Below are 16,405 nucleotides of genomic sequence, written 5' to 3' on the forward strand. Positions count from 1 at the left end.
CAACTTCGAATAAGGAGGCGAGCCTTGCCCCCGGCACTTGCAGTAAATGGTTATGGCTGCTTCCTTCCGGATCTGACCAGGTTCACCACCTTGCAATGCGGGGAGGCCCGCCAATTCTTTCAAGCTATCCAACAGCCTGCTGCGCAATACCAAGAGACCGTAACTAAGCCACTAAAAATACTAATGTATTTGTATATAATGCGCATTCAGGTTTCATTCTTAATGCGTTTTGCCCTGGCGATACTTTCTACGGCTATTGAACCACTTATATCTTATTATAATACTATCAAATGAATCGGCTGGCAAAATCCAGCCTTGTACAATGTGGTATGAACCCGAACGAGAGCTGTATTCCTACTAGCGTTTCTCGTGATGTCCACCGAATTCATAGCGCAAGGCGGACAATAATTTATTGCCATAATCTGCTTCTCCACGCGAATTAAAGCGATCAAATAATGCGGCGGTGAGAACCGGCGCGGGTGTACCCGATTCGATAGCGGCGATGCTGGTCCAGCGTCCTTCGCCGGAATCCGACACCTTGCCGCCGAACCCTTCCAGGTTGGGATCGGCTTGCAACGCGTGCGCGGTCAAATCCAGTAACCAGGAACTCACCACGCTGCCGCGCCGCCACAATTCAGCCACTTCAGCCACGTCGATATCGTAGCGGAAAGCTTCCGGCTCGCGTAATGGGGTAGTCTCCGCATCCACCCCGTGTGACATGTTACCCACATTGGCATGACGCAGCAGATTGAAACCTTCGGCAAAGGCGGCCATCATGCCGTATTCAATACCATTGTGAACCATCTTGACGAAGTGCCCGGCTCCCTCAGGGCCGCAGTGCAAATAGCCGATCTCGGCCGTGCTCGGCTGGCCGCTGCGTCCTTCGGTGCGCGGCGTGGTTCCCACACCCGGCGCCAGTGCGGCAAAGATGGGTTGCAAGCGCGCAACCGTGTGCTGCTGGGCACCGATCATCAGGCAATAGCCGCGCTCCAGCCCCCAAGTCCCACCGCTGACTCCCACATCCGCATAATGGATGGACTGCGCTGACAGACTCTTTGCGCGGACGATGTCGTCTTTATAATAGGAATTACCGCCGTCAATGATGATGTCGTCCGCACTCAGCAACGGGGTCAGTTCCGCGATGCTGGCGTCCACCACCGCCGCGGGCAACATTAGCCAAATGGCGCGCGGTGCACTCAATTTATTCACAAACTCCTGCACGCTGGCAGCAGGTGTCATGCCTTCTTTTGCCAGTGCCTGCACCGCTTCGCTGCTGCGATCGAACACTACACATTGATGTCCGGCGCGCTGCAAACGACGCACCATGTTTGCACCCATACGTCCCAACCCTATCATTCCGATCTGCATTATTTACTCCTTTAATAAAATTTTCTGCGGCATGGGGTGTAACCCCGGTTCAGTGCTCTGCATCCAGACATAAAGCCAGCCCCGAAATGTTCGGCACGGTGAAAGCCGTTCAAACTATCTTTTCAGCATGATGTGCAGCGAATAAGGCCGGACCATACAATGCCGCGCGATCATTCAGAATCACCTTGACCGGCATCGCCGTCAGTAATGGTCGCATTCGCCCTTTATCAAGAAAGGCATTGAGGAAATCACCTGTCTGCAACAGCGGTAATATTTTCGGCGCGATGCCACCACCAATATAGAGACCGCCCCGGCTCATGACCTTGAGTGCCAGATTGCCGGCTTCCGCGCCATACAAGCTGACGAATAATTGCATCGTCTCCAGGCATATTGTATCGCTGCCTGCCAGTGCCGCAGCGGAAATAGCCGCCGCTGTATCTGCGTTACGCATCTCTTCCGCTAGCCACGCCGGGGTTGATACATGCCGGTAGTCAAGCAAGAATGCATACAGATCTAGCAGCCCCATGCCGGAAACGACACGCTCCCAACTGACATGTCCCCTCATGTGCTCAGAATGGCGTTGTTGTAAATGTCTTAGTAAGGCAAATTCCAAGGTATTGCGCGGACTGAACGTAGCGTGTCCGCCTTCCGTAGCGAAGGGGCAATGGGATTGTCCGTCCCAATATAAACCCGCCTCGCCTAAACCCGTCCCGGCAGCGATCACCGCCACATTACCCAGCGCTTCGGGCGACCCCGCTTGCAGCGTCAATAAATCAGCATCACCTAGCGCGGGCAAACCATAAGCTGTGGCCTCTAAATCATTCAGCAGATGACAGCGCAAAAAACCGAAGCGTTGGCGCAGCGCGGCGGCATCGATCCGCCACGGCAAATTAGTCGCTTGCGCCACGCCACTCTGCACCTGCCCGGCAATGCCAAAAGTCGCATCGTCAACGTGATTACCCGCTGACAAAAACTCACTCAGCAACGTTTCAAAAGTGTCATAACGCTGGCTGGCATAACTAAGTTCGTGGAGGATCACAACGTCACTACCGTTCACGTCGACTAACGCCAAACGGGTCTTGGTACCGCCGATATCACCGGTAAGGATAGGTCCCATTTTAATATGCCTCAAGATTGCCACCTTCTGGATTTAAGGAATGGCGCCAGAACTGGTCTTCACGATCGAACAGGCGGTAGGTGCCGCGCGGCCCCCAGCTACCGGCGGGATAGGTATTGATGAAGCTGCGCTCCATCGACCACACCTTGATTACTGGATCGACCACGCGCCAGGCCGCCTCGACTTCATCGATGCGCAGAAACAGCGAGTGGTCGCCGAGGATGACATCAAGGATCAATCCCTCGTAAGCATCAAAATCTTCCTCGCCAGCTTTGCGATACGTCGCGTCCAGGCTGATGGTACGTGTTTGCATATCCAACCCCGGCACCTTGACCTGCAATTCCATCTTCAGACAATCGTCCGGCTGGATGCCGAGCATAATCCAGTTTGGTTGCGGCGCACCTTTACGGATGTGCCGCAGCAAATCCTGCGGCGGCGCCTTGAAGCGAATGCAAATCGCCGAGCTACCTTCCGCCATGCGTTTGCCGGTACGCAGATAAAACGGCACGCCCGCCCAGCGCCAGTTGTCGATGAATAATTTCATTGCGGCATAAGTTTCGGTCGTGCTGCCCGGCGCGACATTTGGCTCTTCCAAATAACCAGGCACGGTCTTGCCGCCGATGACGCCGCTGGCGTACTGGCCGCGAAAAGCATGGGCATGCACCGCGTTCTGGGTGATGGGACGGATGGCTTTCAGCACTTTTACTTTTTCGTCACGCAAGTGTTCTGCCGACATGCTCAACGGCGGCTCTATCGCCACCAGCGCTAACAACTGCATCAAATGGCTCTGCACCATGTCGCGCAGCGCGCCTGCACCTTCGTAGTAATCGGCGCGTCCTTCCACCCCCAGCGTTTCGGAATGGGTGATCTGCACATGGTCGATGTAGTGATTTTTCCACAACGGTTCCAGCAGCAGGTTTGCGAAGCGGAACACCATGATGTTCTGCACCGTGCCCTTGCCGAGGTAGTGATCAATGCGATAAATCTGCGGCTCATCGAGATGACGATAAAGACTGGCTTGCAGGGTCTGCGCGGAAAGCAGGTCGTAGCCGAACGGTTTTTCAATCACCACGCGACGCCAGCCGTTGTGCTGTTTCAACAGCCCGATGTTGCCCAGTTTTTCCACGATACCGGGATAATCAACGGGGCGCACCGCCATGTAATACATCACGTTTGGTGGAAACTTCGGATCATCGTCCAGCAAGGTTTGCAGTCGCGTATAAGCTTCATCATCACCGGGTGGAATGGAAAAATAATGCAGGCGAGTACAAAAACGTTGCAGTGCCCCCTCGTCAATTTTCGCACCATGCACTTTACGCAGAATGTCACATACAAAATCCAGCCATTGTTCATGCTCGTAGGGGGCAATATCGCAGCCCAGGATGATCAGGTGGGCAGGCAGACGCTGTGCAGTTTCCAGATGAAACAATGCTGGAATCAGTTTGCGTCGGCTGAGGTTCCCGCCGGCACCGAAAAAAACCAGCGTGCAGGGTTCCAGGGTTTTCATATGGACTATCCTTTCATGTGAAATGACTTGTATATCCGGCAAGCCGGAACAGCGGTTCGGGTAAACGGGTGGATTCGGGGTTTTACTCTCCCTTAACAAGTAGAAATTGGCATGAAAAAGGGGTTTTTCAAAGTGTTCCTATTCGTTATGTTTGCTTTTGCTAATGTGACAGAACCCCCTGCCGTGGTCTAAGCGATTGAATAGCGCATGACCTGCAACGCGATCTCGTCCTGGTCGTGGAGCATAATATTTAGTTCTACCTCGTTTACAGAGCCAACGCTCATCCGCGCAAGAGAAAGCTTAATACGTTCCGCATCCATCCGTAGCGCGACCAATTTTGCAAATTCATTTGGAGAGGCGATCGACACTCCACTAGGGCTCTTGATGACCAGTTCGGACAATGTCGCTACCAAGCTGCCGGCGACCGCAGCAAGTGCAGTGAGAAAAGTGCTGTTCGATTTCCCCTCCTCGGTCCAGGCCAAATAGGCAGTGATGGCACTGGTTAATACTGCGCCAATCGCACCACCTTGCTTGATCCAGAAGGCCAAGTTCATCTTCTTCCGTGCGTAGGCCAACAGCTTGTCGAGCTGTTCGCGATTGGCCTTGTCACCAGCCTTGGCATGCGCAAGTTCCACACCACTGGACGATGGTGTGGCCGCTAGTGACACGGGTGCAGTTTCCTCTGCGCCAAAATGTTTATAGACTGAAAACCGAGATTCATTTCCAGGATAGGATGCCTTAAGGCCTTGCAATTCGCCGTGGGCGACCATGTCGATGACGGCATTGAGATTACTGTAGGTCATAAATCTATTTCCGTTTCTCGTTAAGGTTAAGGTACAGGGAGTATAGCAAGATTAGTGCCAGTAGCAGAAATGGAGAAAGCGCCAGGAGAAATACCACAAGAAATACCACGAAGATGATCGCCGCGACTACAAGGCCGGTCTTCCTGGCAAATCGGAATAACCTCATCATTTGAAACAATATGCCCAGCCAGTTAACACGGGTGCGATTGGCAAGTATGAAGCGGCTGGTCGATAAGCGTACTGTGATTAGTTCAGCGACCCACGCGAAACCAGTCGCCAATGTTAGTCGCTCCACGAAACGCAACACTAACGGTGTGTCATTGGTCAAGTTGGCATCCGTCACGTCGGCATAAAGGTCTTTGGGGAATTCCATGCGCGCGTGCATTCCACCGTACGTTTGTGTATCGAACTGTCCGGTTTCTTTCTGACTTGAGCTCGACGTAGAGGGGCTGGATTTTACAACTGGAGCTAACATCGCATTGATGAGGGGCTCCCCTTGTTCGAGGTCAATCTTGATGGGACCGATTAGCTCCATCGCGCTAAACAGACTTCTAAAAGTGGGCTGACTGTCGATCTTCGCTAAAAAACGCACGACTCCACCTGCATTGATCTTGTTCAGGAAGCCAAAAGGGTTGCCGGTGGCCGCTGTCTCGCAGCCAAACGCTAGTAGTAGCACTCCATGCCTTGCGGCTTGACTAGACAAGGCGGCCATCGGCAACCTCGCCTTGTCCTTACCATTCGCGTCGGTTAACACATAGTCGCCGTCAACCACATGACCGATCAGGACTATAGTACTCCCGACATAGAGCTTGAAATATACTTCGATTGCGTCCGGTTCGCTGGGAAAAGTGTCTGGTGCCACACCGTTCTTCCCTTTCCAAGCCTCGTCGATCTCCGCTTTATCGCGCTTGAAGTAGTCACCGTCGAGCAGGGTCGCGACAATTAAAGTGGGGCCTGGTACTCGCTTGTCGAGCAGTCTCGCAAATGCCGCCTTTTTAGACTCGGAGCCAACGGTATTCCAACGTTCCAGATAGGTCGAATCGGCTACCCGTTCGTTGGTTGGTTCCGGCCTTCGATCGGTTGGCCGTGAGATATCACTTTCATGACGAGGTGCGGGATCCGTCTTGTACGCATGTCCGCCAGTCGGGCGCCCTATTGGCGGTGCAGCTGCATTCGCTGCAATGGTCAGAGCGCAAATGGCTACGAAAGCCAGGGCAATCCAATGTTTGAATCGATTGTTCAAGGCGGCTTCCTTTTATTAGAAGCTGGATGAAAATGCTGCATTGAAGTCAACCCTCTGGGAGAAACTCTTCAAAAGTATAGTGTCATCGTAGGGGTTTTCATAATTTTTTTGTGAGGTTCATACCTGAATGAGACGGCACAATTCCCAAGGTGGACTTGATCCCGGAGAGGGTTGCACTGCCTACACGTTCTTCGCATACAATTTAGAGAATTTAAGGAAATGAGGCAGTATGCCTCGTTATGTTCCAAGTCACTCCCCCTGTGTCAGCCTAGTTATCGCCTCTAATTTTTATATTAAATCCAGAGGCAGTAATGAAAATAAAGTATTAGTAGGAAACTATAATTGACTAGGGCACTTGGGCCGAGATGCGTCCCGGAACTGGCTTTAGTATTTTCGATGAGTGGAAGTAACAGCCTTGAGCAGCAATAAAGGATTGGTGGTGGCATCCTGCAGTTGGTGATAGTGATCGCCTTGATATCGCCGGTATCTGCCACGATGGTGATAATAAATTTCATGCTGTTCCAGCAAGTTGTGCATGTTATTTCTCTTGTCAAGTATTGGTCTAGAACTGAATATTGGTCAGGGCTTGCCCGCAACATGCTCTGCAAAACACGCCGCATCTTTCTCAACAAACTGAAAATCAGCGAAACCGGCGTGAGCGTGTTCTCCAGTATTGTCGGTGTCAGATGCAACGGAGAGCAGAACCAGGTGCGCCTGCTCTGATCCGAACTCCGTAACCATATCCTTGTGCACGTCGTGGCGTGCAACGACCCATTTTCCTGCATTCGCAGCACCCGATTCGGCCACTATCATGTGGATGCGGTCGGTATAGACATTGGGCTTGCGCGTACCCACCGGATAACGGTTGTCCCACACATAACTGATCGCGGCATCTGGCATCGCATCACCATAGATACTGCGTGCCAACTTGAGCTTGACGCGCGTCGCAAAACTCAGCGCGGACGCAGGCATGGCAAACGACACATATACGCGCGCAGCATAATCATCCCCTTCTTTGGTGGCCATGTCGGCCGTGACCAGCGGGGCATCCACGCGCCAACGCCAGCACAGCACCGGCGTGTGATTCAAATCGATCTCAACCGGTCGCGCCAGCAACGTCATACTGCGCTCAGCAGTGGCTTCGATGGCCAACACATCATCCCATCGCGTGACGCGGTAATGGGTGGGTGGTACTTTTTTATTAAGCTGTATCAATTGCCACGGAGACGGGACATCCGCGGACTCCTGGGTGAAATGATCAAGCCTGACTTCCTCGCTCGCTTGAGCCAGTGAAGAGAAAATTGCCCCTATCAGCAGCACTAAGTTTCGTAATGTCATGAGATCTCTATTTTTGGTAGCAAGTATTTCAAATCCTGCGGCGTATCCACATCGTGCAACAATTGCCCGACATACAGCGACCAGCCGAGCTGCTCGATGCGCGCAATGGTAGTACTGGCAACCGCATCGGTGCTCCACGGCATGCCACTGAATAGCACTGCACTGTAGCGCTTGAATCCCAGCAGCGCATAACCGCCATCGGCGGTGCAATGAATGACTGCATCGTGTTCGTGCAATGATTGAGCAGCCTCGCGCAACAAGGTGGCGGACATTTCAACGCAGTCTGTCCCAATCAATAAAACGAATCCTGCATTTTCAATGGCGCGCTCTGATGCACGCGCCAGTCGCGCACCGAGATCATCTTCGCCTTGATCGGTAATTTCAATCCCAACCGGCAATGCAATACCTTGCCAAGCGATATCGTCAATCTTGGGCGTGCTGCATAACTCGACCGTGCCGATGCCAGCGGCCAGTGCGTTGAACAAAGTGTTGGACAGCATCTGCAGCGCCAGTTTGGCCGCAGCCTCAGCCCCCAGCAAAGGGATCAAGCGCGTCTTGGCAAAACCGGGCTGCGGGGCTTTGGCAAAGATAATGATGCGCGTGGGTATCATCGGTACAACCTCACCAACTCACCCGCATCCGTGCCGCGCCAATACGCCCAACGCAAACGCCACATCAGCAAAATGGTGCGCCACACCCCGCGCGCCTCCCAACGGCGACCGGATGTCGTCACACAATGCGCGATGCAGGTGGGACGCGAGAACGCCAGCAACCGTTTGCTCAGCTCCACATCCTCCATGAGCGGCTGATCAGGAAATCCCCGCAAATGCTCGAACACGGCACGCCGCACGAATATCGCCTGGTCACCGGTGGCGATTCCGGTCAAGCGCGAGCGCCAATTCATCAAGCGGCTGACCACGCGCAACATAATGGGACGACCGGTAATGCACACATCGAAACGCCCCCAGCAAGGCTCTTTATTTGCCAAAGCTAGCTCGATGTGATGTGTTGCACCCTGTGGCAGACGCGTGTCGGCATGCAAAAATAACAACACATCACCGCTGGCCTGTGATGCACCGGCATTCATTTGATTTGCTCTGCCGCGAGAAGTGCACAACGCAATGAATCCAGCCATCTCTAACAGCATTGCTGACCCATCCGCACTGCCGCCATCAACAAATATGATTTCGCAACCGGCTTTCTGGTATGGCAACAAGTGCGCGAACAATTCCGGCAATTGCTCCGCTTCATTGAGCATCGGCACAATAATGGACAGACGCATCGTTCAGCCTCGCTTCCATGCGTGATAGCGCTTCAGCCACGCCAGCACTTTTTGCGGCGCATGGGCGCGTTTCCATTCCCCAGCAGCATATTTGTTCGCTTCAGCCAGAGTCGGGTAAATGTGGATGGTACTGAGTATCTTATTCAGCCCCAGCCCGTATTTCATCGCTAACACGAACTCGATTAGCAAATCGCCAGCGTGTTCGCCAACGATGGTGGCACCGAGGATCTTATCCTTGCCGGGCACGGTCAGCACCTTGACAAAGCCGTACGCCGTGCCATCAACGATGGCGCGATCGAGATCATCTATGCCGTATTTCACTAATTCATAAGGGATGCCTTGCTCGCGCGCTTCCTGTTCGTTGAGCCCGACGCGCGCGATTTCCGGATCCATGAAAGTTGACCAGGGTATCACCGAGTAATCTACCTTGAATTTCCAGAAATCACCAAACAATGCGTTCACCGCTGTATACCACCCTTGGTGGGCGGCAATATGGGTAAACTGATAAGGTCCGGCTACATCGCCCGCCGCAAAAATATTGGGATAAATAGTTTCCAGATAGTCGTTGGTAACCACTGTGCGCTGGGTTTCAATACCCAGCTCTTCCAGGCCGTAGCCTGTCAACCGCGCCACGCGGCCTACAGCACACAACAGCGCGTCGAACTCGATACGGCGCGATTTGCCATCCTGTTCAACCACGATGTATTTGTGACCGTCTTCCTGCTCGCAGCGCACGGCCTTATGGTCGGTCAGCACGCCCACCCCATCTGCGGTGAGCGACGCGCGAGCCAACTCGGAGACTTCGCTATCTTCGCGAACCATGATGCGCGACCCCTTCTCGATCTGGGTGACATGCGAGCCCAATCGCGCGAAACTCTGTGCCAATTCACAACCGATCGGGCCGCCGCCCAGCACCACCAGTCGCGCAGGTGCCGTGTCCAGCTTGGCGAATGTTTCCCACAGAGTTTCGCTGGTAACGTAGCCCACCTCATCCAAACCGGGCAGCGGCGGCACGAAAGGCCGCGCACCGGTGGCAATGATGATACTGCGCGTGGTGAGCACTTGAGTCGTGCCATCGTTCAATTTTATTTCCACCGTCCACGGGTCGGTAATGCGCGCATAGCCTTGCAGCACTTCCACGCCCAGGTCGGTATAGCGTTCCTCGCTGTCGTGCGGCGCCACGGTGCGGATGACCTCATGCACACGCGCCATCACTTTTTGAAAACTGAACTTTGCTTCGTTCGCCTCTAGCCCATAATAATCGGCGTGACGTATTTGATGCGCCAGCTTGGCACTTCTGATCAACGCCTTGCTCGGCACGCAGCCGTAATTGAGGCAATCGCCCCCCATCTTGTTCGCCTCAATCAGCGTCACCTTGGCCTTGACCGTCGACGCGATATAGGCGGACACCAGCCCACCCGCTCCGCCGCCGATCACGATCAGATTGCGGTCGAATCGTGCCGGAAGATTCCATTTGGCATAAATGCGGCGGCGTTGCAGCCAAGTCGTTATTTTTTTGGCTATTATCGGGAAAACTCCCAACAGTACAAACGAAAACAATAAGCCCGGTGACAAAATACCGGCCAGACTTTGCAATTGCGCGAGTTGTGTCCCCGCATTCACGAACACCAATGTGCCCGCCAACATCCCCACCTGACTAACCCAATAGAAGGTGCGGGTGCGCATCGGCGTGAGTCCCATTAGCAGGTTGACGAGAAAAAATGGAAACACGGGAATCAGACGCAAGGTAAACAGGTACCAAGCCCCGTCTTTGGCCACCCCGTCGTTAATCGCTTTCAACTTGTCGCCGAAGCGTTGCTGCACAGTGTCGCGCAACACAAAGCGCGAAGCCAGGAAAGCTAGCGTCGCGCCGATGCTGGAAGCAAATGACACCAACAGCGTGCCCATCAGCAACCCAAACAACGCACCCATGGCCAGTGTCATAACCAATGCGCCCGGCAAGGAAAGCGCAGCGACGATTACATACAGCACAAAACCAACTGCCGCGACCAACCAGGGCGACTGCGCCTTGAACGCAGTAAAATCATGCTGACTCTGCTTGAGCGATTCCAAGGTCAAAAACCGCTCTAGATCGAAGGCAAAGAAGCTGACGACCAGCACAAGAATCAACATAACGAGCAGCGCACGCTTCATGTGGCGAGGCTTTCTTCTTCTTTCAATGCGCCGCCGCAACTGCTGCCTTGTCCGGCAGTGCAGCCGTAGCAGTGGCCAGCAACATGGATCGGATGATCCTGCAAGTCTTGCTGCAGCAAATCACGCAGATGCGGACGACCTTGACCGCGGATAGCCAATCCCAACTGCTGGTTGAAATCGCAGTCGTAGAGAAATCCCTGCCAGTCCACGCTGACCAGGTTGCGGCACATCACCGTGTCGAGATTGGCAGCGGCGAAGTTTTCTTGCAGTAGGCGCAAGTAGTCGTTAAACCGGCCTTTGGAGACCAACATTGAACCGAAACGCTGGATCGGCATATTGGTAATGACAAACAGCTGGTTGAACACGATACCAAAATGCTCGAACAGCTCGCGCTGATAATCTGCTTGCAACGCAGTCTGATCTGGCGGCAGTGAAGCGCCCTGCGGATTGAATACCAGGTTCAGCGTCAGGCCGCTGTCAGGCTGCCCGTAACCCAGCATATTGAGTTTTTGCAGTGCGACAATACTCTTATCGAACGTGCCTTTACCGCGCTGCTTGTCCACATTGTCCTGCGAGTAACAGGGTAGCGAGGCGACGATCTCGACCTGCTGCACGGCAAGAAATTCGGCGAGATCTTCCTGTCCCGGCTCGAACAGAATGGTGAGATTGCAACGGTCAATCACCGTGCGGCCTTGCGCGCGAGCGGCGCGCACCAGATCACGAAAGCCCTCATGCAATTCCGGTGCGCCACCAGTCAGATCAAGCGTATGCAAGTCGCGCGCCACCAACACCTGTGGAATCAGCGCCACCGTTTCACTATCCATCATCTCGGTACGAGTCGGTCCGGCATTCACATGACAATGCACGCAAGTCTGGTTGCACTTGTAACCCAGATTGACTTGTAGAATTTCCAGCGTGCGACGACGCAAAGCGGGGAATTCAGTGGCTTGTAGCAAAGGCAGAGTGGCGTGCATGACTTACTCCTGTAAATTCTTTTATCCATCACAATTTCACCAGATGGACAATGCAATGCGTTCCTGAGTTGTAGTCGTTACAGAAACCAGATTACTTACAACGTAAATTTGCAGCATCTTATTCGATAACTAACAAACTTTCATTTTGGCAACCTCTGCTCAATTGCAAGAAGAGTATTGTGCAGTTGATCAAGATCGAAGTCTTCTCAATAAAATTTATAGATATGCGCGTCAAGTGCGCGAAGAAAGACTTTATTCGGGAACCCTTTTGTCCCTGTTACAAGATTCATGTCAAAGAAAGGGCTGCCATCATATTTTGATACCCAATGATCTAGCCTTTCGTCAAAATGCTCTAAATGATTTCTAAGCCTGCGGAAAGGCTTGAGGTCTATGCGTGAAAGGTCAACACGATTGAGTAGTATTTGTTCACGTTCACTACCTTTTTTTGGATCGAGGGTCTTATCTACAATTGCCGCGTGACTTAAGAAGTGTTGAAGATGGAGAAAAATTTCTTCTACGCACCCTCTCTTTTCCGAATTCTCGAACGCAGCCCACGCATACTTCGCGTACTCAATCTGAGCGTGGGCTTCCTTTGTATAAAATCGCCACTTATCCATGTTCTGTTTTGCTCGGTAATGCCGAGTTCAGCGGCAACAACTTGTTAGGCCCTCACTGGGGCTTCACTCGATATGGCCTTGCTGTTCCAGGAGTTTGGCCGCTGACTCAAATGCGGCGAGAAACTCAGAGGCAACCTCACGAATACGCTCCAGGCTGCCTTCAGTTATGTTCAAGTGGCGATCCACTCCTTGGTAATGCGCCGATGTCATGCCGGAATGTTAACCCCATTCCTTTGTCATGGTCGAGTCACTGCGCGCATTGCAGAAAAAAGTTGCACAAAAGGGGGCAGATCTAGCTAAATTGGCTATTCAAACTGCTGGGGAAGATTGCGCGCACTGTGCAGCACCCGCTCGACCAGGATGACAGAATCAGTTTCAGAAAAGAAAAGGAAATCAAATATCGCTCATACGGAAGCTGGCGCAAGTCTTCGGCCAAGTCTGGCCTGGCGACTCCCAGCCCCGGTTGTTCCACCAACAACGTGCATTGCAGGCGCAGTTCATTCATAAAACCACGGGCGCGTTGCGGGTTGTCGCGAGCAATGTAACGGGCAATTTCCAACAAATCTTTGCGCGCCCATTTGGCAAACTCCAGTTGTGCCGTCTTCGCCATTACGCGCTGGCTTGTTCAATGGCCACCTGATCAATTGCTGCATTCATTTCGGCGAACATTTGTTCAGCTGAAATTGGCGGTTGCTGGTCGCGTCGGCTAATCGCAATCGCTTCGCGCAAAGTTGCTGTGTCCAATGCCTCCATCTGACGCATATACAGTGCCGCCGGAACCAAATACGCCGCCGGGCGATTATGATTCAACACGGCAACCGCTTCATCGCCCGCTTGCTCGATAATGGCGCTGGGGCTGCGTTTAAGTTCAGTGATGCTAACCGAACGATTAGCCAATAATTGTTCCATGATTTTGTCTCCAATAGGCACTAAATAAGATGCCGAATTGTGACCATTATTTTCGCAGCGGTCAATGCTAGACATCGCGCCAATGTACCAATCCACTCGCGAACAAATGCCCGCTTGCTCGGTTCTATTGCCCTTGCAACGGCTCGGTCCCAAATCCTCCTCTCACCAACCACGCCTTTGCCACGCCGGACATCACCTGCGCCGCCCTACAAGATTTTTCACCTTGGTCGAAATGAAAGTCCATTGAAGTTACCCATAGCCAACCCGCATGCCTTGTGCTAAATTCTGTCCAGTCTGGCCAGAATTAACGCCAGTATTAACGGAGGACATCATGCATAGGGAATGGCAACTGCAAAAAGCGAAAGGCAACTTCAGTCAGCTTATCAAGGAGGCGGTGAGTGGCGATGCCCAAGTAGTTACGGTGCACGGAAAACCCACGGCGGTAATTGTTTCGGCTGAAGAATACGCTCGACTCACCCGCCACCGAACCAAGCTCTCCAGCGCACTGCTGCGTCCCGATCTCGCAGCCGAAGATCTGGATATTTCCCGCAGCCGCGACGCCGGGCGCGACATCGATCTATGAGCTGGCTGCTGGATACCTGCGCGCTTTCCGAATACGCCAAAAAGGCCCCCACACCGAAAGTTATCGCCTGGCTGGATGAACAAGACGAAACCAGCCTGTTCATCAGCGTCATCACGCTGGGTGAAATCGAAAAAGGCATCCTCAAACTACGCGCAAATGACCCGCACCGCAGCCAGAAACTCACTGCTTGGCTGGGTAAGGTGGAGCAGCGCTTTGCTGGGCGCATCCTGCCGCTCAATGCCGCTGCCCTTCACGTATGGGCGCAAATCACCGCACACTCCGAACTGACTGGACAGCCCATGCCGGTGATGGACGGCCTGCTCATGGCCACTGCCCAATGCCACGGCTTCACCGTGGTCACCCGTTACGTGCAGGATTTCGCGATGTACCCGCAAGTGTTTAATCCTTGGGCGTTGTAAATCCGTCGGAGTGAAGCCGTCGTTCGCGGAATTGCTCTACCACTTCTCGCGACAACCGCATGGTGATGCGCTCTTTAAGTCGGTGCTTTTTGAGGGCCACGCACGCCTAGTTTCTTTCTCAGGGACAGTGGCAACACTTCAGTGGTCGACCTAAATTTCGCCATATCTTCGGCGGTTAGTTCACGGACCTCCCCGTCTTCGTCAATCAAGGGTTTGCGATTTGCCATGTCTATTTTCCTCTCTCGTATTTGCCTTAACGGCTTACCACGTTCAAGTCCGGCTTCAATTCGTTTTCATCGATATACCCAATAGCGCCGGGTGTGGTTTGGACAAAGCTAATGACTTCGGCGGCACTCGATAGCTCTTTTGGCGGAATACCCTTACCGATGAAGCGGCGCACCGTCCAATAAGCTGTGTATTTGTCATCTTTCTGATTCAGGTAGCGCTGCAAGAAACGATCACGCACTGCGCCTGCCTTGTGATTCACCGCCGTGACATGCATGCCATCAACTTCGATGACCTTGCCGGTAAATATTCTTTGTACGGTATTCGCATTCAACTTACTTAAACCCGCATGGCCGATAACAACTACGTTCTCCGCATGCGCCTCACCTATCGCAAGCGCCAGTAGCGCGGAGATCAGCTTGAGTTTGAATTTCATCATGGCTGTCTCCCTTAGAACGTAAAGTTGTAAGAGAGAGAAAACACATTGATACGTTGATCGCCGGATTTTCCACCCGGCGGTGCATCAATAAAACTGGACGCGATGCCGGTCTGTACGACAGACCATTCAGCCTTGATTTTGCTGTTGATGCCAAGCGAGTAGGCGGTGCCGAGCGCCCATGTGTTTTGGTCATACACCACCATCGTATCGGCCAGGTTGCGCTCCAAAGCGTTAACCGCCGGGATAATCGTCTGGACGCCATTTATCGCCTGATACAGGTCGCGGTTTTTCGTGATTAGCTTGGCGTAGGTCAGGTAGGGTGTCCAGTTACCGATTTCTTTCTGCAGGCTCAGGTAAAAGCCTTTGCTGTCGGGAGAAAGGGTTGAGCCTTCATTTTTGCGTCTGACATACTCGCCGATTGTGCGAAAGCCGTGCCCCAAATCAATGCTGGCACCTAAATTGGTGGTAACGGTTTTTATCCTGGATGGGCCGTCCGCAGCAGGGCAGTAATAGTCGCCAATGAATGCCGGCGGAATGCCAATTGGTGCGCAACCCCCAGCCGGTGCGGGCACATACGTCGATGGCCCCAGTGTGGTGCCGTTACGGGCCGTGGTATTGGCTAAATGCATGCCCGCCAAAAAAGTGTTTCCGCCGCGATTCAAGCTCAGCCGCAGTCCTTTTGACTCGGTCGCCAAGGGTGCAAAGAATTCACCCGCCGCACCGCTTTGGGTGAGGATATTACCGGGGTCACGCGCATGGAAGCGCCATGATTCCTTCTCGGCATTTCCCCAATAGCCATCAAGAATAAATTCGTTCTCGTTGAGTTGCCAGGTCTTGGCGAACGATGCCCCAATAAAGTCCACCGTAGATGCGGAGGCATAAACCTCAACCGGCAAGCGAGCCGCGGCGTAAGTCGTGCCTACATTGGCATTCTCGGAATTCAGGTAAAAAGGAATACGTAATTTTCCTACGCGAAACAACCAATCGTCAGCTGGACGGTAGGATAAAAATGCCCAAGTAAGGGTTGGTTGCCAGTTTTGACTGTCACTTAGCAGTGCGGGCGGCGCTACTCTGGCTTGTAGCGTCGCGCTCCATTCGGGATTAAATTGGGCATTTAATTGTGCGCCAAACGTGGTGTCACGGTCGAAGCTGCCTTTGTTATTGATGTAACGCTGGTAGGTGTAGTCTTTGTCGGAGATGGCATAGCCTATCGTGCCATAACCCGACAGGGAAAAATCGACTGCTTGCGTGGATAAGCTGACCGTGCCGAGCAGGAGGCAGGCAAGCGTGCATGCACTATTTCTAAGCCGTTTTTGCATGGCCATTAGCATTATTATGAGGCGGATCAAGGCGGTTGCAGGATTTTAGAATTCAAGGGTTCTATTTAAAACGCGGCAAATTATAACCGTTTGGCTTTTCCTTTTGGC

At 53.0% G+C, this 16,405-nt stretch carries 19 protein-coding genes and 1 other RNA gene; 2 read left to right on the top strand and 18 right to left on the bottom strand.

Annotated features, from left to right (window positions below):
* Positions 1–13: 13 nt before the first annotated feature.
* From ffs to MKZ32_RS08180, 15 genes are all read right to left on the bottom strand, one after another.
* An RNA gene (ffs, locus tag MKZ32_RS08110) (signal recognition particle sRNA small type) lies at positions 14–112 on the bottom strand.
* A 245-nt stretch (positions 113–357) separates the two neighbouring features.
* Positions 358–1,368: a phosphogluconate dehydrogenase (NAD(+)-dependent, decarboxylating) gene (gene gnd, locus MKZ32_RS08115; RefSeq protein WP_239796815.1), complete on the bottom strand. Its 1,011-nt coding sequence runs from the start codon at positions 1,366–1,368 to the stop codon at positions 358–360.
* A 109-nt stretch (positions 1,369–1,477) separates the two neighbouring features.
* Positions 1,478–2,485, bottom strand: coding sequence for a glucokinase (glk, locus tag MKZ32_RS08120; protein WP_239796816.1), 1,008 nt, complete (start codon positions 2,483–2,485; stop codon positions 1,478–1,480).
* 1 nt (position 2,486) lies between these two features.
* Positions 2,487–3,992: a glucose-6-phosphate dehydrogenase gene (gene zwf, locus MKZ32_RS08125; RefSeq protein ID WP_239796817.1), complete on the bottom strand. Its 1,506-nt coding sequence runs from the start codon at positions 3,990–3,992 to the stop codon at positions 2,487–2,489.
* Positions 3,993–4,180: 188 nt separating this feature from the next.
* The gene (locus MKZ32_RS08130; RefSeq protein WP_239796818.1) at positions 4,181–4,795 is read right to left on the bottom strand and encodes a hypothetical protein; all 615 of its coding nucleotides are present in this window, start codon (positions 4,793–4,795) and stop codon (positions 4,181–4,183) included.
* Positions 4,796–4,799: 4 nt separating this feature from the next.
* Complete coding sequence (locus tag MKZ32_RS08135; protein WP_239796819.1) at positions 4,800–6,038, bottom strand: hypothetical protein; 1,239 nt, start codon at positions 6,036–6,038, stop codon at positions 4,800–4,802.
* 384 nt (positions 6,039–6,422) lie between these two features.
* Positions 6,423–6,575: a hypothetical protein gene (locus tag MKZ32_RS08140; RefSeq protein WP_239796820.1), complete on the bottom strand. Its 153-nt coding sequence runs from the start codon at positions 6,573–6,575 to the stop codon at positions 6,423–6,425.
* Between the two features lie 42 nt (positions 6,576–6,617).
* A complete protein-coding gene (locus MKZ32_RS08145) occupies positions 6,618–7,376 on the bottom strand; it encodes a DUF3047 domain-containing protein (protein WP_239796821.1) in 759 nt (252 codons plus the stop codon).
* The gene (locus tag MKZ32_RS08150) at positions 7,373–7,987 is read right to left on the bottom strand and encodes a TIGR04282 family arsenosugar biosynthesis glycosyltransferase (protein WP_239796822.1); all 615 of its coding nucleotides are present in this window, start codon (positions 7,985–7,987) and stop codon (positions 7,373–7,375) included. The genes MKZ32_RS08145 and MKZ32_RS08150 overlap by 4 nt, the downstream gene beginning before the upstream one ends.
* On the bottom strand, positions 7,984–8,658 hold the full coding sequence (locus tag MKZ32_RS08155; RefSeq protein WP_239796823.1) for a TIGR04283 family arsenosugar biosynthesis glycosyltransferase: 675 nt from the start codon (positions 8,656–8,658) through the stop codon (positions 7,984–7,986). Before MKZ32_RS08155 ends, MKZ32_RS08150 begins: the two co-directional genes overlap by 4 nt.
* Positions 8,659–8,661: 3 nt before the next feature.
* A complete protein-coding gene (locus MKZ32_RS08160) occupies positions 8,662–10,812 on the bottom strand; it encodes an FAD-dependent oxidoreductase (protein ID WP_239796824.1) in 2,151 nt (716 codons plus the stop codon).
* On the bottom strand, positions 10,809–11,786 hold the full coding sequence (gene arsS, locus MKZ32_RS08165) for an arsenosugar biosynthesis radical SAM (seleno)protein ArsS (RefSeq protein ID WP_239796825.1): 978 nt from the start codon (positions 11,784–11,786) through the stop codon (positions 10,809–10,811). The genes MKZ32_RS08160 and arsS overlap by 4 nt, the downstream gene beginning before the upstream one ends.
* 206 nt (positions 11,787–11,992) lie before the next feature.
* Positions 11,993–12,403 (bottom strand): hypothetical protein, encoded by a 411-nt coding sequence (locus MKZ32_RS08170; RefSeq protein ID WP_239796826.1) that lies wholly within the window; start codon positions 12,401–12,403, stop codon positions 11,993–11,995.
* Between the two features lie 292 nt (positions 12,404–12,695).
* On the bottom strand, positions 12,696–13,013 hold the full coding sequence (locus MKZ32_RS08175) for a type II toxin-antitoxin system RelE/ParE family toxin (RefSeq protein WP_239796827.1): 318 nt from the start codon (positions 13,011–13,013) through the stop codon (positions 12,696–12,698).
* Positions 13,013–13,312 (bottom strand): type II toxin-antitoxin system Phd/YefM family antitoxin, encoded by a 300-nt coding sequence (locus tag MKZ32_RS08180; protein ID WP_239796828.1) that lies wholly within the window; start codon positions 13,310–13,312, stop codon positions 13,013–13,015. The genes MKZ32_RS08175 and MKZ32_RS08180 overlap by 1 nt, the downstream gene beginning before the upstream one ends.
* Before the next feature lie 331 nt (positions 13,313–13,643).
* Here MKZ32_RS08180 and MKZ32_RS08185 point away from each other — a divergent pair, with 331 nt between their 5' ends.
* A complete protein-coding gene (locus MKZ32_RS08185; protein WP_239796829.1) occupies positions 13,644–13,895 on the top strand; it encodes a type II toxin-antitoxin system Phd/YefM family antitoxin in 252 nt (83 codons plus the stop codon).
* Entirely contained in the window at positions 13,892–14,314 is a 423-nt protein-coding gene (locus tag MKZ32_RS08190; RefSeq protein WP_239796830.1) for a type II toxin-antitoxin system VapC family toxin, read from the top strand. The genes MKZ32_RS08185 and MKZ32_RS08190 overlap by 4 nt, the downstream gene beginning before the upstream one ends.
* Positions 14,315–14,388: 74 nt before the next feature.
* On the opposite strand, the gene MKZ32_RS08195 is transcribed toward MKZ32_RS08190, so the two are convergent.
* From MKZ32_RS08195 to MKZ32_RS08205, 3 genes are read right to left on the bottom strand one after another with little or no spacing between them, the layout of a single operon-like run.
* On the bottom strand, positions 14,389–14,541 hold the full coding sequence (locus MKZ32_RS08195; protein WP_239796831.1) for a hypothetical protein: 153 nt from the start codon (positions 14,539–14,541) through the stop codon (positions 14,389–14,391).
* A gap of 26 nt (positions 14,542–14,567) precedes the next feature.
* The gene (locus MKZ32_RS08200; RefSeq protein WP_239796832.1) at positions 14,568–14,978 is read right to left on the bottom strand and encodes a type 2 periplasmic-binding domain-containing protein; all 411 of its coding nucleotides are present in this window, start codon (positions 14,976–14,978) and stop codon (positions 14,568–14,570) included.
* Between the two features lie 11 nt (positions 14,979–14,989).
* A complete protein-coding gene (locus MKZ32_RS08205; protein ID WP_239796833.1) occupies positions 14,990–16,297 on the bottom strand; it encodes a hypothetical protein in 1,308 nt (435 codons plus the stop codon).
* Positions 16,298–16,405: the final 108 nt, after the last annotated feature.

Source organism: Candidatus Nitrotoga arctica (assembly GCF_918378365.1).
Taxonomy (GTDB): domain Bacteria; phylum Pseudomonadota; class Gammaproteobacteria; order Burkholderiales; family Gallionellaceae; genus Nitrotoga; species Nitrotoga arctica.